Origin of the sequence: Paenibacillus sp. FSL R10-2734 (assembly GCF_037963865.1) — a bacterium.
In the GTDB taxonomy this organism is placed as follows: Bacteria; Bacillota; Bacilli; order Paenibacillales; family Paenibacillaceae; genus Paenibacillus_AQ.
This window is the reverse complement of sequence record NZ_CP150170.1, coordinates 2,181,677-2,207,971: the sequence shown is the minus strand read 5'-3', so window position 1 is coordinate 2,207,971 and position 26,295 is coordinate 2,181,677. Positions and strand designations below refer to the sequence as shown.

Sequence of the window (26,295 nt, the reverse complement as noted above, 5' to 3'; positions counted from 1 at the left end):
TGGTTTTTGACATGGTACATTTGTCATTAAATAATCTTGTTTCACTTTTATTCTTACTAATTGTAGGTATAACGTAATAGACTATATACAAAATATGACTTAATATGAAATACAAAGACTAGAGAGGCGGTCTCACCATATGGTAAAAAGGGGCTTAAAGCGAGGTATATTACAAACAAATCCCACTGTCATTTTTACTAACAAACAAAAGAACAAGCCAATCACCAAAGAGGAAAAAATCAGGAGAGCGCGAGCTAATCTAATTGCAAAAATAAATTCCACTCAGTTAAATTCCTTTATTTCACGGGTCGCATATATACTGAACCACTACGAAGAAACTAGGGATAGCGATAAAAAACTTGCATTGCTCTATTGGGAAACATTTCAGAATGATATTTATAAAGGTTTGGCTATTACACCAGAGCAATACTACCATTTGGAGCCTCAAACTTCTATTACAAGAGCAAGAGCGAAAATTCAAAATGAATTTAAGTTATTCGCTCCGAGCGAAAAAACAAAAAGGTATCGAAGAAAAAAAGAAGATGAGTTTAGGGAAGAGCAGATAGCCCTTGTCCCGCCCAAACCTGTGATAACTGTAAGTTGTGATGAATCTAAAGAGAAGTTAGCTTTAGTGGGAAGTGTTTGGAGTTTAGATTCATCTCGTTTCACTCAATTAAGAGATTTAATTATGGCATGGAAAACCGAAAAAGGATTGGCACCATCGTTTGAATTTCATTTTTCACATTCCAAAAGGCAAGAGGTCGACTTGTACAAAGAATTTATTGATCTTTTAGTTAGTCAATCTGATTCAATTAGTTTTAAAGCTGTAGTTACAAATACTGAAACATCTTCGAGAAAAATAGACGAAATTATTACTGATCTCTATACAATGATGCTACTAAGTGGTTTGAAACATGAACTTCAAAGTGGCAGGACAGAACTTCCAAGACTACTAAATGTATTTAAAGATGCAGAAGCTGCAAAAGATAAACTTTACCTTGGCGTTCAACGAGAACATATTAGACAAATAATAAAATCCGAGTATGATGGTCAGGCTAGCCTTGAAATTTTAGAGGGCGTACCTAGTTACACTAGTCCATTTGTTCAGATAGCAGATTTATTTACTGGGTGTTTAGGACGCAAACTAAATGTTAAAGGAGCTAATAATCACAAAGATCAAATTGCAGATTACTTTTTTGAGCAATTTGGGATAGATCCTGAAAAGTGTACCACGGAAAATTCAGATTTTATTAGCATTTCATTTCTATAATATGAGAGAAGGAGCTACATTGAACAATCGTTGGTGGGAGTTTTATCTGGTTCGGTATTTTGTTGGAACCGTTTTCGGTACATTAATCTCTTTATTCCTGTATAGTAAAAAGTTTAGCGGTTTTTACGATTTGAATGTGTCATTAAAGGACTTTTCTAACGCCCACATTATCTTTTTTGGACTAATTGGACTTGCATATTGCTATCTTGCAAGTGCACCGATACTTGTATTACATGCAACAAGATCGAGTTTGTTTAGCAAGAAATCATACTTCTTCCCCGCCTTACTTTCAGGGTTAGCAATAATAGCGGCTTTAATATTCTACTTTACTTTGAGAGAGAAGTTGAATTGGATCGTTCTTGCATTAATCTTCTCTCTACAGATAACAATAATAACACTATCTTTACGAAAGGAAACTTCGAATACAACAACAAGTTCAAATGAAAGCAATTTGTTTGTATTTTATAGAAGCTTGATAGGAACTAGAGCGAACGCTGTCCTTAACACTTCAAATGGATCTCCAACTACTATTGAAGCAGCTAAAATAACTGAATACAAGGAATCATATAAACACTTACGTGAGCATGGGAATGCCTTCACTATTGTTCTGATGGAATTTATTTTAGCCGTAATTCTTTATTATATGGATAATATTCAGCAGGTTGTAATTTCTATGATAGTTTGGGCGATCCCATCATCATTCGTCTGGTTCATAGGGACATATTTGGAGAATAAAATTTCAAAAATCTAATGCATAGATAAAACTTGAATTTTATCTATTCAGGTGAGTCATCCAGTTCCCATATTCTTAGCTGAATCTAAAAATCCTTGGAGAACACAAAATTGCACTCTACCGCTGAATCGTTAACGAGAGAGTGCAAATTTTTTTTGAATTTTCAACATTTTCATTTTTCAAAATAAGAGAGGTTAACGTGGACATATAACATTGTCGCGCGGTTGAACACTACACGATCTAAATGTACCCCAAGCTAATCGTCCTTTTCCAATCCTATTAGCACTGAGATATTAACTATCTCCATCTCTCCTGCCGCTACTCTTTACTCGTCAATGTTCACTTAGTAATTATCGCCAAAGCCACAATCGCACCTAACACCAACAAAATAGGTAACAGAATTGGAAAACTAATCAAGATTGTCAATAAGATCAATAGAATAACTGATACCCACAACCAAGTAATCTTGAATACGATCCCTAAAATCAGTGCACCAAGGATCATAATTAACATAAAGATAGCAAATCCATCTTCGGAGTTGTCTTTGGTTACTACTTCAGTTTTTGGATTGCCATATGTATAGCGATTCTTGCCCTGTGATTTATTTATTTCTTTTACCCAATCACGCCTAGCTGACCTCATCGCATAACGGTACATCTGCCCTTTAGTTGGAAATCGCTTCATAAAAGCCTCCTGTTTTTATATAGAAGAGTTTTTACGTAATACACACAATCTCATTTGCAAATATTCGATATCTAGTCGGAGCAACTGCATGCCTTTTCTTAGTTCATTCTACGCTAATAAGCATAATTTTCTTATCGAATCCTCCACGCTCATCATGTTTCTCTTGACGAATCTTCTCCAATTCATCAATTGTAGCTCCCTTGCTTCTCACGAAACTATAAATTACCTCCACAAGATCAGCCAGTTCCTCTAGTTGATGTTCTTCAGATGCTTCCAAGAACTCTTCTAATTCTTCCTGCATTTTTGTTTTCAAGGCATCTACATAATCAGCATCATTAAGCTGCTTCACAACGCATACCTTACCACTCTCTTCAATAATCTGAGGAATCTTATCTCGTACAAGCTTATTGTATGTCTTCAAAATCCCCAACTCCTTGTTTCAATATATTAGCCTTGACAAGACACCCAAAACTTACGTACAAGATTGTGATCTATAGCCATCTGAAGCTCTGATACATGTTTGTCTAACTTCCCTTGTTGTTCCATCAAAACACACAGTCTCTTATTCCTAGCCTCTAATCGTTGTATCATTTCCTCACTTGGTATTACGTTTGACTTACTACTATTGCATGATTGATGAGCAAAAACCAAATTCCATAAATCATCCGAATATAAATATGACCATGGGATCACATGATCTATTGCTGGAGTTTCGCTATCAATCGACCTTCCACATAAAAAACATTCACAACTTGGATTCTCAGTCTTAATATAGGATGAAAACTTTCCAAGTGGCTTACGTCTAATCTGATCCTCATCAATAATGCGTACTTTTTTAGATAGCCTTGGAGAAGTATTGAAATTCTCCAACATTTGTGTCCAACGATAATTTATTGCATCAAAGACAAGCAGACTATTCTCTTTAAGGACTCGTAAATTAGCTATATCCATAAATAAACTGTCTGCTTTTTTAGCATATTGATAGACACCTTCAACTTCTATACCTTCGACTCGTAAGAAACGGTAACTAACATCAGTCTTCAATGCGGTGACTATAGCGTTAACAGCCTTTTGATATTCTTTTTCGCAGACAGATTCTATATTAGACCTAAACCATTTCACAGGTTTTACGTTCCCTGAATAACCCTGATAATCGCCTATCAACTTCTTAGCTATAGTAACAAGCACTGGAGGCTTCAAGGGGTTAGAGCTTTGCTGAAGATTAAAGAAGATTGTTTGTTCAAAATAGTATCGTAAGACCTTTTTTGCGATATCTCTCAATTGTATTTCAACTTTATTATTATCCGAGTCTAGTAAAGTCTCCTCTTCAAATTCCAAAGCTATCTCCGTCAGCGCCTTACTCCATGACATCTTATATGTATTGTCGTAGCTACAATTTCTGATGATATGTAGCCATTTATCTAGAAAGTTCATATAGTTACCTCGATACGATTAGATTGTTATTCCATAATGCCAACACAACATCCATTTGAGAGTTATGTTGCTTTTTAACACCTTTGATCACTTTTCTCCACAATTCATTCTTATCCTTAGCTAATTCTGGATTTGCTTTCAGTAGCTCTACAGCTTGTATAGCATAGGTCTTGTTCAAACTATCCGATCTATACGTATAATTCCCTTTTGGAACGCCTCTGATTAAGCCCTCTTCACATAAACCAAGGAATGTATTCTTTGGACACCCTTTGCGTTGAGATGATGTTCCTTCACCAAACATGTCCGAAGCAGCCTTATTCCATGCATTGGGTGGTTCCGACAATTCGCCATTCTTCATCAACTCAATAGCCTTAATTGCGACAACACCATACTTATTCATATTCGATTCCCCTCGAATTCTAAAAATATATAAATTCAAAGCATTCCATAAATCTACAATTATAGTTATAATGACCTATACATATGTTACCACAATCCATCCAGTTAGGAGCATCAAAAATTGGCTAGAAGACGCAAAAAAGAACCCTCTTTAGTAGAACTCGCAACACAGTTGATTGTGATTTGTGCCTTTATACTAGCCTTTAATGTCACCTTCAGTAAATATGGAACATCACTAGGTGGTTCATGGCTAAACCCAGTATTAATCATTGTAATCATCGTGTTGACAATTACGATTGCCTTACGTATCGCTTATGTCCAAGAAAAATTAAAGAAGGCTAACATCAATGAAATCGACAAGATGAGCGGCACAATGTTTGAACGTTATTTGGAACAATTTTTCAAACGACAAGGATGGCAAGTAAAACGTACTGGTAGTAAAGGTGATTATGGAGCTGACCTCATCTTGTCATCAGCAAACAAAAAGGTTGTTATCCAAGCTAAACGATGGAAGAAGAATGTAGGCTACGAAGCGATACAACAAGCGTATACCAGCAAGGATGTATATGGATGTACAGAAGCTTGGGTGATAACCAATAGCGGATTTACGGAACAAGCCAAAGATGGTGCCAAACGCTTAGGGATAAAGTTGTGGGATAGAGACGTTTTGATTGAGAAAATGTCGAAGGTTAACGCAGCTCAAACGCTAAAGGTTAATGATCAAGAGTCTATAAGTGGAGATACCATTTCTAATGTTGCCACTCCTATTACTATTGAAGATGACCTCTACATTTGTGCCAGATGCGGTAAACCAGTCACGAATAAAGTTAAAGACTACTGCTTATCGAATCCAAAACGCTTTAATGGCCGAATATACTGCTACGATCATCAACGAAATGAAATCTCCAAAAGTTCAAGAGTTTAGCTTGATTGTGGCATTTTAAGATAAAGTTCAAAAAACATAGCTTGTATATAAAAATGGAGGTTTGAGATTATTGATCGAAAATCCAGTCGATATTTTAAAGCGAGTTAAGAATGATCTGAAAAAGTGTGCCGAGAAATGGGAATATCTAAAGAACATCGACGATACAGAATATGAAAAAGCAAGAATGATAATTTTTAGGATTTGTAACGAAGAAAATATGGATGTCCCTTTGGTTATACAAATATGCTTAGAAATGGAAGAGTTTTTGACATATGTATATAATAGGGTTCCTGATCAAAACGAAACGTTCATAGTTATTCAAGAAACGTTTAACCCCTTTATAGATATCGTGAGACAAAGATCAATTACCGTTCAATTTATTCCAGTTGAATTTAATCCTCCTAGCTTTTTGACGTATGATCACATTAGAGATGAAATCAAGAAATGCGATAAGAAAATTCACGAACATGACTATGCAGGTGCTATCACTAACGCAAGAAGTTTATTAGAGGGTGTATTTAAAGAAATCATATTCACAATAACTGGTGAGCATCCTAACTCAAAAAATGATCTGGTTAAACTATCAAACGACGCTAGAAAAGCACTAAATCTTGACCCATCAAAACAAGAAATAGTTGAACCGTTAAAGCAGGTAATAACAGGACTAGCAAGTACCGTGCAAGGACTAGGAACTATACGGAATGTAGTCAGTGACTCCCATTCAAGAAAATACGAACCAGATGCACATCATGCTATTCTAGTGGTAAATGCATCTAAAACGATAGCTTCTTTTATTTTCGGAACATTTCAATATCAACAAGCAAAGGGCATCTTGAAAAAGGAAACGAAAGTAACTGGGAAAGGTTGATTTTTTAAACATATAATTAACACAGTTAATAGTAACTATTCAAAAATACCATGTGTAACTGTACAGAGCGGAGCGACAGGGTTTAAGGTTTTGAACTACAGAGAGCGTAAGCGAAAATAAACCAACCCCTCCCCGAAGGGGTTTCTAGTAAGTTTTTTTCTTTCTCTTAGTTCTTTTGTTTATACTGTATAGATGGGTGTCAATATTGACCAAAAATTATACTCACCTGAGTATAAAACGAAGTTAAATCTGACATGAAATTATACTTTGAAAAATAAATCCTTGTCAGATTTGACTCAAAATTATACTTAGGTAATCAACAAAACCATTACGCACACAGCACACATCGCATGTGAATTAACAATATAAAGTAGCCAAAACTGCTCTAGTTCTACTATCAGCAAGTTCCATTAGGTTAACTTGCTATTTCATCTTTCCTTAATGAAGATGCTAACTCATACTGTTTCTGTTTCTTTTCTTCTGCTTCCTCGGCTTCTCGATTTGCTTTAGAACGGTTAAACTTTGCAGCATAATCATCATCAGAAATGAAGTCTTCAGGACTAACATAGCATTCACTCATTTCTTCAGCTATCTTAATAGCTGATTTTTCCTTGTCACGTCTCGATTTCTCCTTATTACCTAAGTCGATAAGTTTTTTACGTATTCCTGGCTTTGACTCATCCATTTTGTCTAATCGCTTATTTACATGGTCTAAAGTAACTTTGCATTCTGTAGTCACGAAAACGTACATGTCGTGATCATTTAAGAAAACACTCCTATCAGGGTTGAATAGGTTAGTTTCATGAACGCGTTCATCTGTAACATTTCCCATTGCTTCAACAGAAGACAAGTGACGATTCACTTCTTTAGCCAGAGTTTCTTCCCTCTCACTAGTATTTTCCTCACGCTTTTGTCGCTCTTTTTCGCTCACTACGGAAAACTGATTAGTTTCACGTTTTGGATTTCCGTAGACATCTTGATACATTGCACCACGTTTTATATCCACTAGGTTTAGTTCATCAAGTTCCTTGATCAATTTTACTGCTGTGGCATGAGATATGTTCATTGTCTTTTCCCATTCACCAAGAGAAATACGGTACTTACCTTCATTCTCTTGATCACGAAACATACGCCATTCAGCATAGATCATCGCCCTAAAATGCCTTGAGTTGCCCTTGCAAGCATCAAACATTTCCTGAGTTACTTTCTGATACCCTAGGTGTTTAAAATTGTCGCTATCCACACTATCCATAACAAGTGGACTATTCAAGTCAACCATATAAATAGTAAGTAGTGTATCGTATTCAAACGATTCTTCATCGAAGGTAATCTTAATCCAACCTTTATCATTCAAAATCATCAATAGACGTCTAATCTCTTTCCTGTTATCGCTCTCCTTGGTCTTGATTTGAAATTGCTTACTGAGCGTCACAACTGTTGTTTCAAATCTTCCCCAAGTCCAATAGTTTTGCGACATCTTTCCTAAAATGAAATATAGCATGAAAGCATTCTCATCTTTCTGCACGACAAATAAACCTTCATGTGCGTAGGCGTTCATCTTCATTGGAAACCCTACATATTGTTCTTGCTTTATCTCTGGCCCTTTGTTCATATTAACCACATCTCCTTATAATTTAACACCATTTAATCTAACACTAAGACCACTAGCTATTACTGTTCATTAGCTCCATAATGGCGCTGACTGAACTCCACCAATGCTTTATTCAATTCTTCAGTTCGTTTGAACTGCCAAAATTTCTGCATCGACTTTTCATGAAGCCCAGAACAAATAAAGTTAAATCCTCTATCCATGCGTAGAAACTTGAATAACTTCATGCTATAGCAATAAAAAAACTCATTTTCTGAAAACATATCTTACCTCCTTTCATAAATATCCAAATAAAATAAGCTTCCGTTCACTTCACGGAAACATGTTAGAGTTACTAATATTTCATATTAAACCAACTTACACTATCGATCTAATTATCAAACAGCTTTATCTCTAGAGACGTTTATGTGTTGTGCTAGCATCCTAATGTTATCCTTTTCATAACCAAGTTTAGGATTAATCCTGTCCAATGTTGGGCGATACTTGTACTTATTGTATTTTACATACACATCCGTTTGAGCTATCCATTCACTTCTGAAGAATTCATCATTCCATAATGCTTCTTGAAAATCTCTCACATTATCGAAACTACATCTAACGTGTTCATAGCCTTTTCGTTTATATGTAGCTCCACCTCTTTCATAAGCTGCACGACATGATTCTTTTAGTAAATACGTTGCTGGTTCCTTAGCTTTTAACATTTTTCTTCGTTCTTTTTGATATTCACTTTTACATTTCTTACAGTAGTTTGCTTTCTCATCTTTTGTATTAGATTGGTAATAATAATCACTATGCGGAAGAAGTAGATAGCATCTACCACATTTTTTTGTATTCGCTTCCATTAATATTCTCCTTTATATATTTGATAAATCATCCAAACGTTGCAACAACGCCAATTACGGTAGCTCCTGAGAAATCTACTTTACCTCTAAACAAGGTACTACTATACAAAGCAGCTTCCACAATGATTGAACCTTGTGTAGTCGTGAGAGCTAGATTTCCTGCTGTTTGCTCTAAACTACCTCTCCGTTGATCTTTATAATAAAAATCAACTGATGAGAAGTTTCCACTATCAATTACTACTCCGTTCTTTTCACTCAGCTCATTTCTTGATATTAACCCATTCCCAGATAACTCTAGCCTACTTGTCCCTGAATCCGCTGTTCTAATTATACCGCCAGTTATTATAGAACCATCAATCATGCCCTTAAACGTACCGTCTAATGCAGTTAGTTTTCCATCCATTGTTACTTTGAAGGGCGCATTAGCAAACGATGCATTACCTAAGTAAACTCCATTAGAATCCGCTTTCAAAACTTTATTACCACTACCTATAGCAATGGTTCCTCCGAATATGCTAGGAGATTCAATTGTTGTTTGTGTAATCTTGGTTGCAGATATATAGCTTGGCAAAGTTGGAATATTCGGTTGATTGGTTACTTGCGTCCAACTTATGGTTGCCTCAGGCCCCATTTTCACATTTCTGCCAAGCTGAAGATTATCAATTCCCCTCAATGTTCTGGTATTACGCCCACCGTTATACTCCACATAGGTCGTACCGCTAGAATTACTAGTTATATCTTTTAAATCCATTGGAACATTCATCTTGCACCCTCCAGCATAAATTTATTAGTCCCTACCTCAGATATTACGTGTATGCTAATATCTCCACCCACACTTTGTTCTTGCTCACCTATGATCCTATACGTATCCAGAACGCTCTCTATTGGATTCAGAGGATCGAAATGTTTTGGTAGATAGTTCAATGCTTTATCTTGTCCAACGCCACGTGCAGACATCGCAGATCCGACTACAATGCGAGGATCAAAACCACTTCTATGGCAATATTCGATCATGCCACATTCCCCCTTATCTAAATCATAAAAAGCTAAAACTGTGGCTAAACATGCTCCGTTTGGCACTACATCGTAGTAGGTGGGGAAATCCATAAGGAATTGTTGATGAACTCTCAAGGACTCTCTCTCTACAATTCTCGCAATCTGTTCAATAGACGTTGACTCATTTACTTGCTTCGCTACCAATGAACGTAAAATCTCACAATAATCTTGGACTCCCGAACAAAACATTGATACGTGCTTAGTAAGATTGGTAAGTTTCCGATGTGAATCGCTTACAATTCTACTACCACTGGTGATGCGCCCATCCCCACTAATAATCACGAAATTTCCTGGGTTATTAACCGCAATACATAAACTCATTTCTCATCAACTCTTTTCTCTAGGATATATTTTTTGTACTTTCTTACTTTCTTGTAGTCCATATTTGCTCTACGATTTTCGTAATTACCAATGTGGCATCTTGAGCATTTGATGTATTCGGCTAATTCCGTTAGAGTAATTCGCTTCTTCAGCCGCAGAAGTCTAAACTCTTCCTTTTCAGACACTTTCATTCTCCTTTCAATTTTTAGCAACAGAAATAAGGAGATTAGTTACAATCTCCTCCAATTAAATAAAGAAGCACTCAGACAGAGTGCTCCTCTTCGACTTATAACTACATCATACCATATAACCACTCGGTTGTTAAATATTGTATTTATCAACTACTTATTAGGATTATCATTCTATTGAATTTTTACATTAATTATCTTTCTCGATCCTTCATAGTTCAGTCACATTTTCTGTGTTTCCAAGTGTACTATAAGACTACTCAACATGTTACTAAAAGCTACCGATCAATGATTATGATAGTATCATAACATTTTTTCGGATATTTGTCAAGATAAACCATTGACTTTCATCGAGAAATGTGATTTTTAATAGAGATTAGTGCTCATAATCCTAACTATTTGTTGTATTCTGTCCCTACTCTTTTTGAACTGATTTTAAGAGCATATGAATGACTTCAAGCGTAGCTTCAACAATTTTCGGATGTAACGCCTCATTTAACAATAGCTGCTCGTCCTTAATCAATCTTATAAGATGCTGACAAGTTTTTCGTTGCCATTCTGAATCGTCATGTACATATGATTGACCCGTATCATTTATCATTACGTCTACTCCTTACGATTTTAGCATTCATACTTCATCCTCGCTCAAACGCCTATTTTAGCCATTCTAGCACTACCCATAACCAAACCTTACCAAATCGGGCATAAAGCTTAGATCGCCTTCTAGCTATGTCTAGCGACGCCGTGAGTAAGTTGCATCGCTCAATCTTGCTCGTCACACGTACATTTATTATTTACACCTCAATATTATTCAACGGATTATACTTGTCATTTTGTTCTTTCAAGGCTGTTCCCCATATGCTCAGGTACTTCTGAGTCATGCTCAAGTTGGCGTGTCTGAGCATCTTCTGCAAGCTAAATATATCGCAACCATTCATAAGCATACGATGGGCGAAGGTGTGCCGAAAGGTATGAGCAGACAATCTGACGTTTTTGAAATTCATTGCTTCTTTAAGCCGTCTGAAGAGGGACTTCACGCCATCCACAGTCATTTGCTTGTTTTTGTTCGAACTAACAAATACGTAATCGCTTAGTTTCCCGAAATATTGCTCACAGAACATTCTGTACTCAGCCAATTCCTTAACTAGCTTCTCCGTCACAGGAATGGATGATTGTTCTCTTTTCTTGCCACACACAGTTACGGTGAGATTTACAAAGCTAATATCATCCCATTTCAAGTTTACTAACTCGCCAAGTCTCACGCCTGTACCTAGTAGAAACACAACAAGAATGTAATCACGGTAGGAACGAAATTCTACACTGCGATTTTTAACTCTTCTTAGATAGTTAAGCAACTGATTAATGTTATGGTCTGTGAAGGCTTCGATCTTAACGTCTTCTTTGACATAGGATAATTTACGAACAGGACTAAGCTTAGACTCTATCATTTCCTCATTCTCTAGGTGATTAAAGAAAATCTTGATTCGTCTAAATTTCCCATTACGAGTTGTAGCGTTGTTGTTTTTCTCCTTTAGGCAATGAAACAGGTAAGCTTTAACGATACTTGCTGTGACATCCTCCACATTCAAGATTTCATTTTTTCCACAATACTCTTGAAATTCATTAAGTGTAAATGCATACGTTTTAATGGTTTGCTCAGATAAATTGTTATACTCCTTTTCCTCCAGATAATCCTTAATTGCAAATTTCAGCAACAAAAAAACCACTCTCCCGTCAGACTGTTTAATGTCTTTGTGAGATAGTGGTCGATTCATCAATTAGCGACTTTTAATAAGCCACAATATTAATTACCTTTTCAAAACACCGAAAACCCCCGTGGTTGTACGGTTCTTCCGAAAAAATACCAAACTGACATTGACATTGTCAAGTCAGTTCAGCATCTTAAGTACTGCTATTTCATCGCAGGCATGCTGCTTTTTACAATTCACGCAATCTGTCCATACTTTTTCAGGAAAAATCTCTTTCTCGACGACTTCGAATCCGTTTCTAAGAAAGAAATCTACCGCGTAGGTAAGTGCCATGACCTTGGGGATTTTCTGGTTTCTGGCTTCCTCAACGAGCTTCGCCAAAATCATAGAGCCTACACCTTTTCCCTTACCTTCGTCATTCAGGCCGATCGAGCGAATCTCAACGAGATCACTCCCGAGCCTAAAGAGCGAGCCACAGCCTACGAATCTACCCTCGATTTCCGCAATAACAAATTGATCGATCTGGCGAGTCAGCGCCTGCCTAGAACGGGGCAACATGATACCGCGCTGCGCGTACTCTTCTATCATCAGGTACAACGGTTCAACATCTTCTACCACAGCATTTCTGCAAATCACCTGTGCATCTCCTGTTGGAGACGAATGGCGGATCATTTCCGTCTTGGCAAGCACTTTAATTCACCCCTCTGTTGATAATATGAATAAATATACAACAGAGTGAATTACAATTCAAGGGGTATTTTAAAATTAAACTTCTGTCAGTGCACCTACAAATTCCGCGAAAACATCATTCCCAAAAAGGATTCCTTGCTTGCTGAGACGATAGGTTCCCTCTTCGTGCTCAAGCAGACCCGCATGCAGCATCTTATGCAAGGATTTCGCGAATACATCCTCTATTGAACGCCCAAATTGTGCCTCAAAAGCCTCATTAGAGACTCCTTCATGCATACGTAGGCCAACCATCATAAAGTCTTCCATAGCTTCAGCTTCAGTGATTGGGTATGCGTCCAATCGAGGCAGGCCTTTACGTGTAGCTTCAATATAAGGATTTACGCCCTTAACATTAATATGCCGCTGACGACCCACATATCCATGTGCTCCTGCTCCGAGACCATAATAATCTTCATTGCGCCAGTAGTTGATATTGTGACGGCTCTCCATTCCTGGTTTTGCAAAGTTACTGATTTCGTATTGGTTGTAGCCCGCTTCCTTCATGGATGACATCAACAAGAGGTACATTTCCAGTTCATCTTCTTCATTAGGAAGGGGAAGTTTGTTCTTATTAAATAGGGTGTGAAAAAGAGTGTTCTCCTCCACCTTCAAGCTGTAAATGGAATAGTGGGGCAAATCAAGCTCCAGCGCCTTGCGGATACTTTCGCCCAGCATCTCAACGGTTTGGTTCGGCAAACCAAACATAAGGTCAACCGACAGGTTGTTAAGTCCTACGGTACGGGCATTCTCCAAGCTGCGGTATACATCGTCTACATTATGAATCCGGCCAATGCCGGTGAGCAGCTCGTTCTGAAATGCTTGTACACCAAAGCTCACCCGATTCACACCGCCTTCTTTCATGACCGTCAACTTATCTATATCCGTTGTTCCGGGATTCGCTTCCATAGAGAACTCGATATCTTTATCCCAGTTTGGGAAATGTGTTCGAATAGATTTTAGAAAATAAGCCATCTCATCCGGTTTCAGTACAGTTGGGGTACCACCGCCGACAAAGATCGTTTTGATAACACCTGGTGGGGTGTTCTTGACGGTCTGTTCCATTTCTCGATCCAAGGCATGTAGATAATCCATAACCGGCTGATCCTTGAGAACGTAGGAATTAAAATCACAATAAAAGCACTTATTGGTACAAAAAGGAATATGAATGTATACGGCCTCAGGGGGACGGCCATTAGTATTCGTGGTCATTAGCTGTCTCCTTTATATAAAAATATCGTTTGATTAGTGTAATCTAAAAAACAAGAAAAGGGAAGCCGACGGCTTCCCTTCAAGGGCGTTCATTTAGAAATGACCCTAGATTAAAATACAAGAAAGTATAAGTTTTACCTTATCCTATATATTTTGTATTTCTCGCAGAAAAGGATCCCGTCCCTATAAGGACAGCAATGCCGTTTCTTCTTAATAAATCCGCATTTCCACAAGTTCTGCTCGTTCTCCACCGTTGGTTTCATGAATTAAGATCCGAACAGCTTCCGTAAGAACTGGCTTCTCTAAGCGATGTACGTTCTTCCGGCGATGGTTGTCTTTTACACGGAACATGACTTGCCACGCGCCATCAATGAGCAACTCTACATCGTAAGCCTTTACCAGTTCAGGAATCACTAGAAATGGCGTTTCATGGTGATGTAAGTTGATGAGATCCTCATTCACATCATCGTTAAAGGTGAAATGAATTTCAGACACTCGGGCAGCATCCGGAAGACGTGCCTCAACCCACTCCGATCTACCAGCAGTCATTGGCTCAGAAACCCAGCTATGCGGTCCTGCAAAGGGGCGAACATACCCGTCGGTGACTTTGGATGCAGCATATGCAGATGTTTCTACTGCAAAGCAGAAATGCTTGCGTACAAGTTTATGCATGCTCCATTCCATCACCGGCTGATCTGGCTGATGGTCTTCCAGCGCCGAATCAACAACCGGTTTAGCACCGTGTTCAAATGTAATGACACCTGTGATTGGAGTTTCCGAAATATGCAATTGAATATGCTCATTAGCTCGAACAATAGCAAAGATATTACATGCGCCGATTTGATTGAAATGCGCCTCTTGTACCGGAACGTCAATCCATAACTGCTCTCCAGCTTGTACTGTCACCACATCAACCTGCCTGCACTCCGCTGGCACGTAATTCTCCGCACGCCCAGTCGTCCATAGCTCCATGGTCAACTGCGTCTGAATATTTGCTGACACCAGTAGCTTCAACCCACGGATCTTTCCTTCAACTGGGAACAATATACCTACATCATGTGAAAGCTCATAGGATTCACTTGGACGATCCAGCAGTATACCATTCATCGTACTAGACGCATGGATCTTGCTATTTCTAGCGAGGTCTAGCGAATCTTCGTTACGCAATCCAATCATCGAAGCATCTTGCTTTAACATAATCTGTTGCAATTCATGCATATGCTGTTCGCGAATTTCACGAGGGGTCACACCTTTGATGACAGATAATGCTGCGCCTGTTCCGGCCGCTTCCCCCATAATCGCACAGGTAGCCATGACACGTGTTGTTCCAAAAGCCACATGAGATGCGCTGATGTTTCGACCTGCGAAGAGTAGATTCCGCACATTTTTCGAATATAGCGAACCAAATGGAATATGATAGATACCGTCCGCATGCAGATGCTTCGAGCCGCTCTCCTGCGCATACATCCCTTGCGGTGGATGCAGGTCAATCGACCAACCGCCAAATGCAATACGGTCATCAAACTCACGTTGTGCGATAATATCATTTTGCGTTAGAATCGTGTCGCCGACAAAACGTCTGTATTCACGTTTGCCAGGAATTGAACCAATCCACTCTAGCGTCATATTCTCGGCATCAAAATGGCCTGAATTTTTGATATAATCCCAAATCCCATAAATAACTGAGGAGAGCTCATCGCGAATACGTTCATTCTCATGCACTGTATCGAGCTCACCGCCCCACTCAATCCACCAGTAATGACAGCCAGAATCCCCACTCCGAATGACCCGACGGATCGGTATCGATGTTGTCGTTATATCCTTTGCAAAGGATGGAGCAACATAGCGAACGGGTCTCCCTGCATCCTTCGTATAAAATAATAATGTGCTGCCTAATGTAATGTTATCAGAAACCTCTGGTGCCCAATCCTCATTAAATTCATGGCGTGCTTCACGCCCTAATCGGAAATCCGCCCCTGCTAGGAACCCTACCAATCCATCACCTGTACAATCGAGGAATGCATCGCTCTCGAACGTGATCAATCGCTCAGATCCCATCATCCAGCCGGTCACACTGCGAATTCTACGATCCTCTGCTTCACCATCAGCTTCTACCTCGTGTACGTCGGTATTCAGGAACAAGCTGATATTCGACTCTGCCTTCACAGCTTCGAGCAAGGTTAGATCCCATAAGTACGGATTCCCTTCCGGGTTCCGATATTGATTCTCGATAAACAGCTCGCCCATAATACCTGTCTCACGAGCATAGCGATTTACACCATGTCCTGTCGCACCACATACCCATACCCGAACCTCTGAACTCGAGTTGCCACCAAGCACGGGACGATTCTGTACCAGCGCTACCTGTAGCCCAAGGCGAGCTGCAGCGATCGCCGCATTCATCCCTGCAAGTCCACCACCAACCACTGTCACATCGGATTTAACCGTTTCTCTTCTCATGTCTGTTACCCTCCCATAATCAGCCTTTCACAGCTGAACTCGAAATCCCTTGGATAATATATTTTTGACCCACGAAGAAAATAATGATCATTGGAATGATTGCTGCCGATGAAGCGGCCATCATCCCGTTGTAGTCCACATTGTTCTCAAGTATAAAATTCTGCAATCCGAGCGGAATGGTGTATAGCTTAGGGCTTTGCAAAAATACAAGCGCATTCTCATAATCATTCCATTGCCAGGAGAAATCGAGAATAGCAAACGTAGCTATTGCTGGCTTGGCTAATGGCAGAACTAAGCGGAAAAATATCTTGTAATGCCCTGCCCCATCCAGAAAAGCAGATTCAGTAATTTCCTTAGGAATGCTCATGAAGAACTGCCGAAGCATAAATACACCGAAGATCGAGAACATTGCTGGTAAGATAAGCGCCCAATGCGTATTGTAAATTCCTACCCAGTTAAACATGATAAACTTTGGAACAAAAAGCACCTGAGGCGGAATCATCATCATCGATAGGTAGACGACAAATAGACCATCTCGCCCTTTGAACGAAGTACGTGAAAATCCATAAGCCGCAAGGGCTGATAGAAACACAGCTCCCACTGTTCCAATGATCGAAATTTTAAGTGAATTTAAATAATATGGAACAAAATCATAGCTTCCTGTCCACACCCGAATATGATTGCTCCAATTGAGTGATGAAGGCAGCCAATTCTTAAACACCTCGGTAGGTGTCTGAAAGGATGTGCTAACCATCCATAGGAAAGGCACAATCATAAATAGCCCTAGAACAAACATGATGATCGTTACTGGCAGCTTCACCTTCATGTTTCCTGCTTTTTCATTCATACCGCCTGCTCCTTTAATTTATGGTTTCGGTTGTTTAGTAATGAACCCAGCGCTTTTGGCCGACCCACTGAATGACTGTAATGACGAGAATGACGGCGAACAAGAACCATGAAATGGCTGAAGCGTATCCCATCTCGTAATAACCGAATGCTGTTTTGTAAACGAATAGCGATAAGACCGTCGTACTTCCGCTAGGTCCACCAGCCGTAATCGCTTGAATAATCGAGAACGATTTCATCGTCATAATTAATCCGGTAATCATTAATAGGAAGGTTGTAGGACTAACAAGAGGCCATACAATTTTCCATGTTATTTTGAATGTGCTTGCACCATCGATCCGAGCAGCTTCTAGCTGTTCTGTCGAAATTTCCTGTAGTGCAGCTAAATAAATGATCATATTGTAGCCAAGCATCAGCCAGATTTGTACGATATCAATGGCATACATTGCGGTATCTGTATCCGCAAACCATCCTGGCGGCGATGCAATGCCAATCCAGCGAAGCATTTCATTGATAGGTCCCTGTGAAGGCTGGAATAGCAGCATCCAGACGAATGCAACGGCTACTCCACTAGAGATATACGGTAGGAAGAACATTCCGCGTATTAAACCTTTAAGATATACACTGCGGTTCAGGAATAGCGCCACAATAAAAGCGAGCACCATCGATACTGGAACCGATATTAGGAATATCATCGTATATTTGATCGAGGCATAGAAATTATCGTCATGGAACAACTGTTTGAGATTATCCAGCCCAGTAAATTGCCAATTCGGATTTGAAAATTGATAATTTGTAAACATCAGGACAAAGGAGTAGATTGCAGGAATAACAAAGAATAAGAGAATACCAATCATATTTGGGAGAATAAAGGTCATGCCGATCCAGCCTTGTCTTTCCATCCAGCTTCTCCGCTTCACGGTATCGCCGCCTTTCGTATGCTGAAAAATGGGTACACGAAAGAGAAGAACGAAGAAATCTTCCTCCTTCTCTCTTGTGCTAACTATTGTGTTATTTCAATAACTCTTGCGAACGTGTCTGCATATTTTTCATCGTGGTGTCAATATCTTGCTTATTCAAGAAATACTTCTCATACTCTTCTTTTCGTGCATCAACAGCTTGTTGAGGCACATTTAATTGGAAGGATGGGAACTTACCAAATACAATTTTATTCATTGAATCTGTATCATATTTATCTTCTACGCCTTTTAATAAAAGACTCATCGCTTCCTTGGTATCTACACTCTTCGAGGCTGGAATACGACCACCGCTCGCCATAGGCAGCATACCACCATCCGCATACCATTTAGCGAACTCCCAAGCTGCATCCTGGTTTTCCGACTTCGCATTAACAGCAAGAACGTCACCCACACCGCCTGGGTATTTATAATCCGTTTGATCTTTATTCACTCTTGGAATAGCAGCGAACGCAGTTTTGAAATCATGCGGATAGTCCTTCAGATTGTTCGCATTTCGGAAAATATACTCACCCGCTGCCAGCATTGCAGTTTGTCCTTGCAGGAACATTGTGTCGACTGGCATTTTACTGGTTAGTTGCTCTCCATATTCCGGTGTAGATTTGTCTACGAACATCATGTTGTGCAATATTTCCAGCTGCTGTTTCCAGAGATCATTACCAAAGTTTGAGGTACCATCCGCCTGTTTCACACCCATTCCAGCAAGCGTCCCGTCCATCGTTGTTGTAAACGAGGAATCAGCCTGCAACAGTCCGTACACACCAGACTTCGTTAGCTTCTTCGCATACTCCTGGAGATCCGACCAAGTCCAGTCCACTTCAGGAATTGGTAAGCCAGCTGCATCCAGCATATCTTTGTTTAACCATACAAACGCCATATTTTTCTTAGTCGGCATGCCATAGTACTTATCATTGATTTTCCACAACGCTGCATCCTGGCCCATTTGGCTGTCGATATCATAATCTGTTTTTGCACTTAGTTCCAAAGCAACACCTGCATCCACACGCTTCTGTAAATGGGGAAGATCGTAGTTCATGTAAAGATCTGCGTTTTGATTGGTCATCAACGCTGTGTCCAGCTTTAAATTTCCAGCATCATCATTTACATAACGTACATACTCGACTTGAACATTTGGATTTTCTTTATTCCAGTTATCAACTACAGCTTGAGGTCCAGCTTCTGCAGGAACTGCTCCCCACATGGTAAGCTTTATTTTCTCCTTTGCTGATTGTCCATTTGCACTGCCCTGCGCATCATTACTTCCACTACTACTACAACCAGCGAGCATCGTAGCTGCTAATAAGACTGAAAGCACTGCAGGATACCACTTTTTCTTCATCGTTATCTTCCCCCTTGGAAGGATTATGTGTCGTGCTCTACATCTATAACTTTATCATCAGAGCGGGAAAGGGGGGATGAACTACATTTGGGAACTTATAGAACGTTTTTTGGTTCTTTACGGAATTCATTTGGCGTGACACCACACCACTTTTTGAAAATTTTAATAAAATAATTATCGTTCTCAAAGCCCACCTGCTGGCCAATTTCGCTAATCGTTAGCTTTGTCTCTGCAAGCAGCATTTTCCCAGCCTGAATACGCCGCTCTTGAATAAAATTCGTCAGTGTTTTCCCTGTCTTTTTCTTGAATAAGTCACTTATATAGCTAGCATCCATTCGGATTAACTCTGACATGGATTTGAGCGAGATGTCCTCAGAATAATGCTCTTCAATATAAGCAATAATTTTGTTCATCTCCACATGGTCTGTCGGTCCCGTTTCATGTTTCTCAGGAAACCACTTATCAGCCTTCTTCATCTTCACCATTCGCTCCAGCTCGGCATGCACCTTTCCCATAGTCTGCTTAAGACCTTGGAGATCTAAGGATAGCTTTAAAATGTAGTCCGAAGCCCCAAATACGAGCGCTTGCCGAGCGTATTCAAATTCACTCAATGCTGTCAACATTACAAATCGACAGTCGAAGCCTTCCTCCCGCGCCACTTGAAGAAGCTTTACCCCATCCATCACCGGCATGTTGATATCTGTCACAACCACATCAGGGCGAAGCTCACGAATCATTTGCAAGGCTACTTCTCCATTCTCCGCCTCACCTATAATTTCAAACGGAATTCCAGCCTTTAAGAATAGCTTCCGTATACTTTTAATCGCAGGTTGTTCATCATCCACAATTAATGTTCTCCACATGTGAGATTACCTCCATCGTAAGGTTTTGAGATTAGGAATGGTAAATGGATGATCACTTCAGTCCCTGTGTCTGATGATACGATGTCCATGCCTGTCCATTGATTCTTGAACAACAGTTCCAAGCTCTCTCTAATATTCTGAACACCAATCCCTTTACGTTTCCGTGTAGCCTTATTCAACTGTGCTCTTTCCATCCCCATGCCGTTATCTTTAACGTGCAGGTACAGCTGCTTTCCTACCACCTTAGCTGAAATATCGATTCTCCCCTGTTTTACAGACTGACCGAATCCGTGGATCAAGCTGTTTTCGATTAGGGGTTGTAGACAAAACTTAGGGATTAATGCGTATTGCAACTCCTCGTTAATATCATATTGGATCTCGATCCCATGTCCAAAACGTCGCCGCTGAATCTCCATATAAGATTCAATTAGTACGATTTCATCCTTCAACAGGATCAAATCCACTTCAGTATTTAATGTCGTCTCTAATATTTTCCCCAACGAAACACAAATTTCATAAATTTCATCATCGTCTTTATCTAAAGCTATGCTCTTTATCGTATTCAATGTATTAAGCAAGAAATGCGGGTTCATCTGCGAGAGTAACACTTGAAATCGAACGAATTGCTTCTGTTTTTCTTCAAGCTGTAGACGTTGTAACAACTCATTTAAATCATGGATCATCACATTAAAGCTCTGGGTTAGCGCAAGAATCTCTCCTCGCCCTTGCTCCGGTAATTTCATTTTGAGATTTGTTTTTGCGGTCATCTCCATCTTCTTCTGCAGCTTCTTAAGCGGCACTGTAATCGTCGATGATATGAAATAAGTTAACAAAACGAACAGCAGTAGAATAATTCCAAACACGCTAAAAAATCGTTGTTTCTGCTTATCCACCTCAAGAAATAACTGTGCTAGCTGTACCTTTTTTACGACATAGCCATTCAATTCTTCAATGTAGCTGTACGTGTATAAGCTTTTCTCCTTCGGATCAATTAAGGATGCAGCCCGCTCTGTCTGCTGCTGGTTAGTGCTCATGACAATACTTCGTGCAATTTCAGGAGAAAAGGTCTCGTCCTTATCTGGATTAAGCATCACTTTCCCTGAGGCATCGAGCAGAAAAAACGCCCCTTCTTGTTTACTTCCTATCGTTGATCGAGTAAACCATTCCTCGTAATCGATACTCAGTCTTGCATAGGCATAGATTTTCAAACTATTATCACGCATAACCTCATAGAGACTAAGCATTTTCTTACTTGTTGTACTTTCCCGAACCACATTATTCCTGTCATTCGGATTCCACATATATCGATTTGCTCCTTCACGCTTCAATGCTTGAACCCAAGCTTCCGATTGTATTTCGTTGTAGCTCAAGGTATCCTTTGGCATGAAAGAAGTGTATGCGTTTTCATGAAGGTCTATTAATGTATAATACACCGTCGCTCCACTCATGAAGAATGTATTTTCAATTGCTCCAAACTTGCTTTCAACGAGCTTTTTTCTCGTGATTTCGTCATATTGTTCAGGATTTTTTAATACCGCTAAAATTGTCGTGTCTTGTTCGAGTAATAACCCGGTCTTCATAACGAGGCCCATGAGATCGACAAAGCCATTCTTAATGCCAATGAGCTGCTCCATGTTCTTCGTTTCCGCATTCTCCTGCAGCACTTGTTCTGTCTCTTTGAAGTTATACAGAACGAGTACAGCAATTGGTGTTAATACCAACAGCAAGAAAGCTAACAAAATCCGATTCTTAAAGGTACTTGGCGTAAGCTTCAAATATAATCGCTTCAAACGAGGACTCCCCTTATGTTGTATGTGGCTTACATTCTTCCTTCCCCTATTGTAATCTTCTCCTGCTCAAAAAAATAGAGCCGGGATTATCTCCCGGCTCTACCTATTTTTACTCGTCAATCTTAAGAACAGCCATGAACGCTTCTTGTGGTACCTCTACGCTACCGACTTGCTTCATGCGTTTCTTACCTTCTTTTTGTTTCTCGAGCAGCTTCCGCTTACGTGAAATATCGCCGCCGTAACATTTGGCAAGTACGTTCTTGCGCATCGCCTTAACGGTCTCACGCGCAACTACCTTCGTACCCACAGAGGCTTGAATCGGCACTTCGAACATTTGGCGAGGGATAATGCCACGCAGTTTCTCACAAATGATACGTCCGCGGTTGTACGCACGATCACGGTGAACGATAAAGGACAAGGCATCAACCTGCTCATTGTTAAGCAAGATATCCATCTTGACCAGATTCGAACGACGGTACCCGCAAATTTCATAGTCGTAGGATGCGTAACCTTTTGTACCTGATTTCAACTGATCAAAGAAATCATAAACGATTTCAGACAGTGGAATCTCGTAAGTAATCGTTACACGATTCGTATCAAGATACTCCATATTTACGAACTCACCACGTTTGTTCTGGCACAGCTCCATTACGGTACCTACAAAGTCGTTAGGCACAATGATGGCTGCTTTAACATATGGCTCTTCAATGTAGTCAATCGTTCCGATTTCCGGATAATGTGACGGGTTGTCGATTTGAATCATTTCGCCATTCGTCAGCATAATTCGATAAATAACACTCGGTGCTGTTGTGATCAGCGGCAAATTGAACTCGCGCTCAATCCGCTCTTGAATGATCTCCATATGCAAGAGTCCAAGGAATCCGCAACGGAAACCAAATCCTAGCGCGCTTGAGCTTTCCGGCTCAAAGCTTAGCGAAGCATCGTTAAGCTGAAGCTTCTCAAGGGCCTCACGAAGATCGTTATAATCGGAGGTTTCAATCGGATACAAACCACAGTACACCATTGGGTTAATCTTACGATAACCTGGAAGCGGCTCAGCAGTAGGATTCTTTGCGTCAGTGACAGTATCACCGACACGGGTATCTCCAACATGCTTGATCCCAGCTACGATAAAGCCAACATCACCGATATTCAGCTCATCGACAATGGTCATACGCGGCATAAATGCGCCAACTTCAATAACCTCGAAGGTCTTCTCAGTTGCCATCATCTTAATCTTCGATCCCGCACGGATCTTCCCGTCCATTACGCGCACATAGACGATAACGCCTTTGTAAGGATCGTAATGAGAGTCAAAGATCAACGCTTTAAGCGGCTCTTCTGAATTACCGGATGGCGCAGGAACCTGCTTCACCACTTGCTCCAGAATTTCCTTGATCCCAATGCCGGCTTTAGCAGAAGCCATTACCGCTTCACTGGTATCCAGCCCGATAACATCCTCAATCTCCTGCTTTACCCGATCTGGGTCAGCGTTTGGTAGATCAATTTTGTTGAGCACAGGTAGAATCTCCAGGTTGTTATCCAGCGCAAGATACACATTGGCAAGCGTCTGTGCTTCAATCCCTTGTGCCGCATCTACTACGAGCAGCGCACCTTCGCATGCTGCAAGACTGCGGGAGACCTCATAAGTGAAATCGACGTGTCCCGGTGTATCAATCAGGTTGAGATAGTAGTCTACTCCATCGTCTGCACGATAGGTTAGACGCACGGCTTGCAGCTTAATTGTGATACCGCGTTCGCGCTCCAGATCCATCTGATCGAGTACCTGCTCCTGCATTTCACGCGTGGTTAGTGCCCCCGTGTATTCTAAAATGCGGTCAGCTAGTGTCGATTTGCCATGGTCTATATGTGCAATAATCGAGAAATTGCGAATTTGTTGTTGTCTTTTCTGAACGTCAGTCATTCCTTACCCCCACAGACAGCCTCATATTAATCCACTTATTATAACAGTACAAGCTTGCTCCATCAATCCCGCCCTGACGTAAAACAGAAGAAACAGCTATACACGAGCCCGTGAGATAACTGTTTCTTCTACAATCACTGCTATTCTTCGGCTGAATCAAACAACGAAACGACCCAGCGAATGCCCTTCTGTGAAGCCTGCTGCAGCAGGCCCGCCGTCTTATCCGCAATCACATCGACTGTTGGCTTTTGCTCCTCAGGAATCAGAATCTGCTCCGGAGATTTTGTACTATAGTCATCTACCACCTGCTGAGGAAGATCTGTAGTTGGCGCAGGATTGCTATTCTGAGGTAACGGTGAAACAGGCGTATATGCCCCTGTGATAGGATCGATCACCATCGGGACATACACATAAGACTGCCCACCTTGTGTAACCCCATTCTTTATCGGCTGTGATTGCATGCCCGTCACTTGACTGGTTGGGGTAGTCGATAAATCGGTCCAGCCTGGCAGCAGCTTAGAGACGGTTGCCCCTCTGCTGCCACTGAACTGCATACCTAACAGTATGCCGACCCCTGCCCAAATACCGACCATAACCAGTTTTTTACCGAAACGAGACATGTAAGCCACTCCTTTTTTAAATACTTGGTAATAAGTCTGTTACTCTAATTGAATGTCTACAGGCTAGGAAGCTCCGTTCGACTTTTGGGGTGCTGTAGCATTTACCTTCTCCGAGTCATGACTGCTCCAGTACACATCTGCAATAGCATCTGCCAAAATATCAGCCGTACGCTTTAATTCCTCTGCAGTATTATCAATTCCGCCCACTTCAATCAAGACGCTATTGGGTGAGAGGGTTTGGTTGTACTCCCCGTTGTTTCCTTTACCCGCAGCTTTTCCCCATATCCCGCGAGATATTCCTGGGTAACTCTTTTCAATCGTTTGATGAATCTTGTTCGCAAATTCTTCGTTCTTCTTCCAACCTTTATTCGCATGTCCAATGATAAAATACACCTGAGCGTAACTTTTTCCATCAATTACTGCAGTTGTTTTGCCATGACGCTGCGAGTCGCGGTGAATGTCGATAAGTTCACTCATTTCTTGATTTGCACTCATCGCTGATTTAACTAACATGCGAGAGTATTTATAGGAAAAATTCCAGTTATAGTCGGCAATTTTAGTTAAAAAATCTTCTTTAGCATGAACTGTACCAATCCCTCGTTGTTCCAATCTTTTCGTAATATATGATCCTACCAGCATTACATTTTTAGAAGAAACCGCCGAGCTTGGATTTTCGTTCGCTACTCCTAGCAGAGGGTTATAGGCCTCCCGAGGATGTGAATGATAGATAAGGATCCGTTTAACCGAAGTGTCCTTGGTACTATCTGTCTCGTTTTGCGGATCACTCTTATCCGTACCTCCCGCAGCTCCTGATGGCTCAGGAGACGGAGCTATAGTCGCTTCAGGCTGCTGTGTTGGAGTATCTTCAGGCTTGTCCACTTCATTTGGAACAGATGGATCAACCGCTTCCCCTCCACCCTCAGCCAGTTCATCCGTTCCCGGATGATAATCAACAGGTGCTCCGGTAGAGCCGCCTGAGCCTTTTCGCAAAAGAAATGGATCGTCCGCTGCCAAGCCTGGTACTTCACGAGAGACTAGACTCTTCGGATCACTTGGATTCACACTGGTCAGCAATTGAAATACGAAGGATGTTACTTTTTCACCTGAAAAAGCGGAAGGCTCTTTCCCTTGCGGTAAATGGGGGACCTCCATCCCCAACAGCTCCATGAAAAATCCACTCGACAGTGAGGCTGCAAGCCCCTTCATAGATGGAATGGGTGAAGAGTTCAACTTCTGTCCGGCCAATCCACCAGCGCCAAGCAGCATAAAAAATACTAGCGAACCTCCGGCCAACAGCAGCATCGTTCTTCCCAGCGATAAAGCATCCAGCACTCTTCCACGTATACGGCCGATGTTCCAAAGCTGAAACCATTTTTTATTCATTATATTTATGTCCTCCTCCAGCCCTCTGTAATCTCTTATACTCCAAATCTATGAGCGAAAGAGTAATAGTAGAACTGAAAATGAGAGAATAGACATAGAGTCCGCACAGGATACTGT

The 26,295-nt window shown here is 40.6% G+C and carries 26 protein-coding genes; 4 read left to right on the top strand and 22 right to left on the bottom strand.

Annotation, left to right across the window (positions count from 1 at the left end; translation table 11 throughout):
- Positions 1 to 139 precede the first annotated feature (139 nt).
- A complete protein-coding gene (locus NSS67_RS09725) occupies positions 140 to 1,270 on the top strand; it encodes a hypothetical protein (protein ID WP_339319350.1) in 1,131 nt (376 codons plus the stop codon).
- Between the two features lie 19 nt (positions 1,271 to 1,289).
- A complete protein-coding gene (locus NSS67_RS09720; RefSeq protein ID WP_339319349.1) occupies positions 1,290 to 2,021 on the top strand; it encodes a hypothetical protein in 732 nt (243 codons plus the stop codon).
- Between the two features lie 321 nt (positions 2,022 to 2,342).
- Here NSS67_RS09720 and NSS67_RS09715 read toward each other — a convergent pair whose 3' ends face one another.
- The 4 genes from NSS67_RS09715 to NSS67_RS09700 form a co-directional block, all read right to left on the bottom strand.
- Positions 2,343 to 2,687 (bottom strand): hypothetical protein, encoded by a 345-nt coding sequence (locus NSS67_RS09715; RefSeq protein WP_339319348.1) that lies wholly within the window; start codon positions 2,685 to 2,687, stop codon positions 2,343 to 2,345.
- A gap of 103 nt (positions 2,688 to 2,790) precedes the next feature.
- Entirely contained in the window at positions 2,791 to 3,108 is a 318-nt protein-coding gene (locus NSS67_RS09710) for a nucleoside triphosphate pyrophosphohydrolase (RefSeq protein WP_339319347.1), read from the bottom strand.
- A gap of 26 nt (positions 3,109 to 3,134) precedes the next feature.
- Positions 3,135 to 4,025, bottom strand: coding sequence for an HNH endonuclease signature motif containing protein (locus NSS67_RS09705; RefSeq protein ID WP_339319346.1), 891 nt, complete (start codon positions 4,023 to 4,025; stop codon positions 3,135 to 3,137).
- Positions 4,026 to 4,125: 100 nt separating this feature from the next.
- A complete protein-coding gene (locus NSS67_RS09700; protein ID WP_339319345.1) occupies positions 4,126 to 4,521 on the bottom strand; it encodes a hypothetical protein in 396 nt (131 codons plus the stop codon).
- 120 nt (positions 4,522 to 4,641) lie between these two features.
- Here NSS67_RS09700 and NSS67_RS09695 point away from each other — a divergent pair, with 120 nt between their 5' ends.
- Positions 4,642 to 5,445 (top strand): restriction endonuclease, encoded by an 804-nt coding sequence (locus NSS67_RS09695; protein ID WP_339319344.1) that lies wholly within the window; start codon positions 4,642 to 4,644, stop codon positions 5,443 to 5,445.
- 70 nt (positions 5,446 to 5,515) lie between these two features.
- Positions 5,516 to 6,313, top strand: coding sequence for an abortive infection family protein (locus NSS67_RS09690; protein WP_339319343.1), 798 nt, complete (start codon positions 5,516 to 5,518; stop codon positions 6,311 to 6,313).
- A gap of 415 nt (positions 6,314 to 6,728) precedes the next feature.
- On the opposite strand, the gene NSS67_RS09685 is transcribed toward NSS67_RS09690, so the two are convergent.
- The 18 genes from NSS67_RS09685 to NSS67_RS09600 form a co-directional block, all read right to left on the bottom strand.
- Positions 6,729 to 7,925 carry a hypothetical protein gene (locus NSS67_RS09685; RefSeq protein ID WP_339319342.1) on the bottom strand — a complete coding sequence of 399 codons (1,197 nt, stop codon included), beginning with the start codon at positions 7,923 to 7,925 and terminating at the stop codon, positions 6,729 to 6,731.
- Between the two features lie 59 nt (positions 7,926 to 7,984).
- Positions 7,985 to 8,149, bottom strand: a complete 165-nt coding sequence (locus NSS67_RS09680) for a hypothetical protein (RefSeq protein ID WP_339319341.1) — start codon at positions 8,147 to 8,149, stop codon at positions 7,985 to 7,987.
- A gap of 150 nt (positions 8,150 to 8,299) precedes the next feature.
- Positions 8,300 to 8,764, bottom strand: coding sequence for a hypothetical protein (locus tag NSS67_RS09675; RefSeq protein ID WP_339319340.1), 465 nt, complete (start codon positions 8,762 to 8,764; stop codon positions 8,300 to 8,302).
- Positions 8,765 to 8,792: 28 nt separating this feature from the next.
- Positions 8,793 to 9,527, bottom strand: coding sequence for a hypothetical protein (locus tag NSS67_RS09670; RefSeq protein ID WP_339319339.1), 735 nt, complete (start codon positions 9,525 to 9,527; stop codon positions 8,793 to 8,795).
- Positions 9,524 to 9,778: a hypothetical protein gene (locus NSS67_RS09665; protein ID WP_339319338.1), complete on the bottom strand. Its 255-nt coding sequence runs from the start codon at positions 9,776 to 9,778 to the stop codon at positions 9,524 to 9,526. The genes NSS67_RS09670 and NSS67_RS09665 overlap by 4 nt, the downstream gene beginning before the upstream one ends.
- A 966-nt stretch (positions 9,779 to 10,744) precedes the next feature.
- On the bottom strand, positions 10,745 to 10,930 hold the full coding sequence (locus NSS67_RS09660) for a hypothetical protein (protein ID WP_339319337.1): 186 nt from the start codon (positions 10,928 to 10,930) through the stop codon (positions 10,745 to 10,747).
- 193 nt (positions 10,931 to 11,123) lie between these two features.
- Entirely contained in the window at positions 11,124 to 12,047 is a 924-nt protein-coding gene (locus NSS67_RS09655) for a tyrosine-type recombinase/integrase (RefSeq protein WP_339319336.1), read from the bottom strand.
- 171 nt (positions 12,048 to 12,218) lie between these two features.
- Positions 12,219 to 12,710 carry an N-acetyltransferase gene (locus tag NSS67_RS09650; protein WP_339320556.1) on the bottom strand — a complete coding sequence of 164 codons (492 nt, stop codon included), beginning with the start codon at positions 12,708 to 12,710 and terminating at the stop codon, positions 12,219 to 12,221.
- Between the two features lie 93 nt (positions 12,711 to 12,803).
- Positions 12,804 to 13,976: a radical SAM family heme chaperone HemW gene (hemW, locus tag NSS67_RS09645; RefSeq protein ID WP_339319335.1), complete on the bottom strand. Its 1,173-nt coding sequence runs from the start codon at positions 13,974 to 13,976 to the stop codon at positions 12,804 to 12,806.
- 210 nt (positions 13,977 to 14,186) lie between these two features.
- Entirely contained in the window at positions 14,187 to 16,436 is a 2,250-nt protein-coding gene (locus NSS67_RS09640; protein WP_339319334.1) for an FAD-dependent oxidoreductase, read from the bottom strand.
- 19 nt (positions 16,437 to 16,455) lie between these two features.
- On the bottom strand, positions 16,456 to 17,283 hold the full coding sequence (locus tag NSS67_RS09635; RefSeq protein ID WP_339319333.1) for a carbohydrate ABC transporter permease: 828 nt from the start codon (positions 17,281 to 17,283) through the stop codon (positions 16,456 to 16,458).
- Positions 17,284 to 17,317: 34 nt separating this feature from the next.
- Positions 17,318 to 18,202 carry a sugar ABC transporter permease gene (locus tag NSS67_RS09630; RefSeq protein ID WP_339319332.1) on the bottom strand — a complete coding sequence of 295 codons (885 nt, stop codon included), beginning with the start codon at positions 18,200 to 18,202 and terminating at the stop codon, positions 17,318 to 17,320.
- Between the two features lie 91 nt (positions 18,203 to 18,293).
- Positions 18,294 to 19,598 (bottom strand): extracellular solute-binding protein, encoded by a 1,305-nt coding sequence (locus tag NSS67_RS09625; protein ID WP_339319331.1) that lies wholly within the window; start codon positions 19,596 to 19,598, stop codon positions 18,294 to 18,296.
- A 95-nt stretch (positions 19,599 to 19,693) separates the two neighbouring features.
- Positions 19,694 to 20,461, bottom strand: coding sequence for a response regulator (locus NSS67_RS09620; protein ID WP_339319330.1), 768 nt, complete (start codon positions 20,459 to 20,461; stop codon positions 19,694 to 19,696).
- The gene (locus NSS67_RS09615; protein ID WP_339319329.1) at positions 20,446 to 22,251 is read right to left on the bottom strand and encodes a histidine kinase; all 1,806 of its coding nucleotides are present in this window, start codon (positions 22,249 to 22,251) and stop codon (positions 20,446 to 20,448) included. Before NSS67_RS09615 ends, NSS67_RS09620 begins: the two co-directional genes overlap by 16 nt.
- A 109-nt stretch (positions 22,252 to 22,360) precedes the next feature.
- Complete coding sequence (lepA, locus tag NSS67_RS09610; RefSeq protein WP_060621949.1) at positions 22,361 to 24,175, bottom strand: translation elongation factor 4; 1,815 nt, start codon at positions 24,173 to 24,175, stop codon at positions 22,361 to 22,363.
- Positions 24,176 to 24,315: 140 nt separating this feature from the next.
- Positions 24,316 to 24,795: a hypothetical protein gene (locus tag NSS67_RS09605; RefSeq protein ID WP_339319328.1), complete on the bottom strand. Its 480-nt coding sequence runs from the start codon at positions 24,793 to 24,795 to the stop codon at positions 24,316 to 24,318.
- A gap of 63 nt (positions 24,796 to 24,858) precedes the next feature.
- Positions 24,859 to 26,178 carry a stage II sporulation protein P gene (locus tag NSS67_RS09600; protein WP_339319327.1) on the bottom strand — a complete coding sequence of 440 codons (1,320 nt, stop codon included), beginning with the start codon at positions 26,176 to 26,178 and terminating at the stop codon, positions 24,859 to 24,861.
- Positions 26,179 to 26,295 lie beyond the last annotated feature (117 nt).

Bases quoted from the DNA above. Each gene is read 5' to 3' on its own strand.
- NSS67_RS09725 (WP_339319350.1), top strand. From the start codon at position 140: ATGGTAAAAAGGGGCTTAAAGCGAGGTATATTACAAACAAATCCCACT.
- NSS67_RS09715 (WP_339319348.1), bottom strand. From the start codon at position 2,687: ATGAAGCGATTTCCAACTAAAGGGCAGATGTACCGTTATGCGATGAGG.
- NSS67_RS09700 (WP_339319345.1), bottom strand. From the start codon at position 4,521: ATGAATAAGTATGGTGTTGTCGCAATTAAGGCTATTGAGTTGATGAAG.
- NSS67_RS09685 (WP_339319342.1), bottom strand. From the start codon at position 7,925: ATGAACAAAGGGCCAGAGATAAAGCAAGAACAATATGTAGGGTTTCCA.
- NSS67_RS09680 (WP_339319341.1), bottom strand. From the start codon at position 8,149: ATGAAGTTATTCAAGTTTCTACGCATGGATAGAGGATTTAACTTTATT.
- NSS67_RS09675 (WP_339319340.1), bottom strand. From the start codon at position 8,764: ATGGAAGCGAATACAAAAAAATGTGGTAGATGCTATCTACTTCTTCCG.
- NSS67_RS09670 (WP_339319339.1), bottom strand. From the start codon at position 9,527: ATGAATGTTCCAATGGATTTAAAAGATATAACTAGTAATTCTAGCGGT.
- NSS67_RS09665 (WP_339319338.1), bottom strand. From the start codon at position 9,778: ATGATCGAATATTGCCATAGAAGTGGTTTTGATCCTCGCATTGTAGTC.
- NSS67_RS09660 (WP_339319337.1), bottom strand. From the start codon at position 10,930: ATGATAAATGATACGGGTCAATCATATGTACATGACGATTCAGAATGG.
- NSS67_RS09650 (WP_339320556.1), bottom strand. From the start codon at position 12,710: ATGATCCGCCATTCGTCTCCAACAGGAGATGCACAGGTGATTTGCAGA.
- hemW (WP_339319335.1), bottom strand. From the start codon at position 13,976: ATGACCACGAATACTAATGGCCGTCCCCCTGAGGCCGTATACATTCAT.
- NSS67_RS09640 (WP_339319334.1), bottom strand. From the start codon at position 16,436: ATGAGAAGAGAAACGGTTAAATCCGATGTGACAGTGGTTGGTGGTGGA.
- NSS67_RS09635 (WP_339319333.1), bottom strand. From the start codon at position 17,283: ATGAATGAAAAAGCAGGAAACATGAAGGTGAAGCTGCCAGTAACGATC.
- NSS67_RS09625 (WP_339319331.1), bottom strand. From the start codon at position 19,598: ATGAAGAAAAAGTGGTATCCTGCAGTGCTTTCAGTCTTATTAGCAGCT.
- NSS67_RS09620 (WP_339319330.1), bottom strand. From the start codon at position 20,461: ATGTGGAGAACATTAATTGTGGATGATGAACAACCTGCGATTAAAAGT.
- lepA (WP_060621949.1), bottom strand. From the start codon at position 24,175: ATGACTGACGTTCAGAAAAGACAACAACAAATTCGCAATTTCTCGATT.
- NSS67_RS09605 (WP_339319328.1), bottom strand. From the start codon at position 24,795: ATGTCTCGTTTCGGTAAAAAACTGGTTATGGTCGGTATTTGGGCAGGG.
- NSS67_RS09600 (WP_339319327.1), bottom strand. From the start codon at position 26,178: ATGAATAAAAAATGGTTTCAGCTTTGGAACATCGGCCGTATACGTGGA.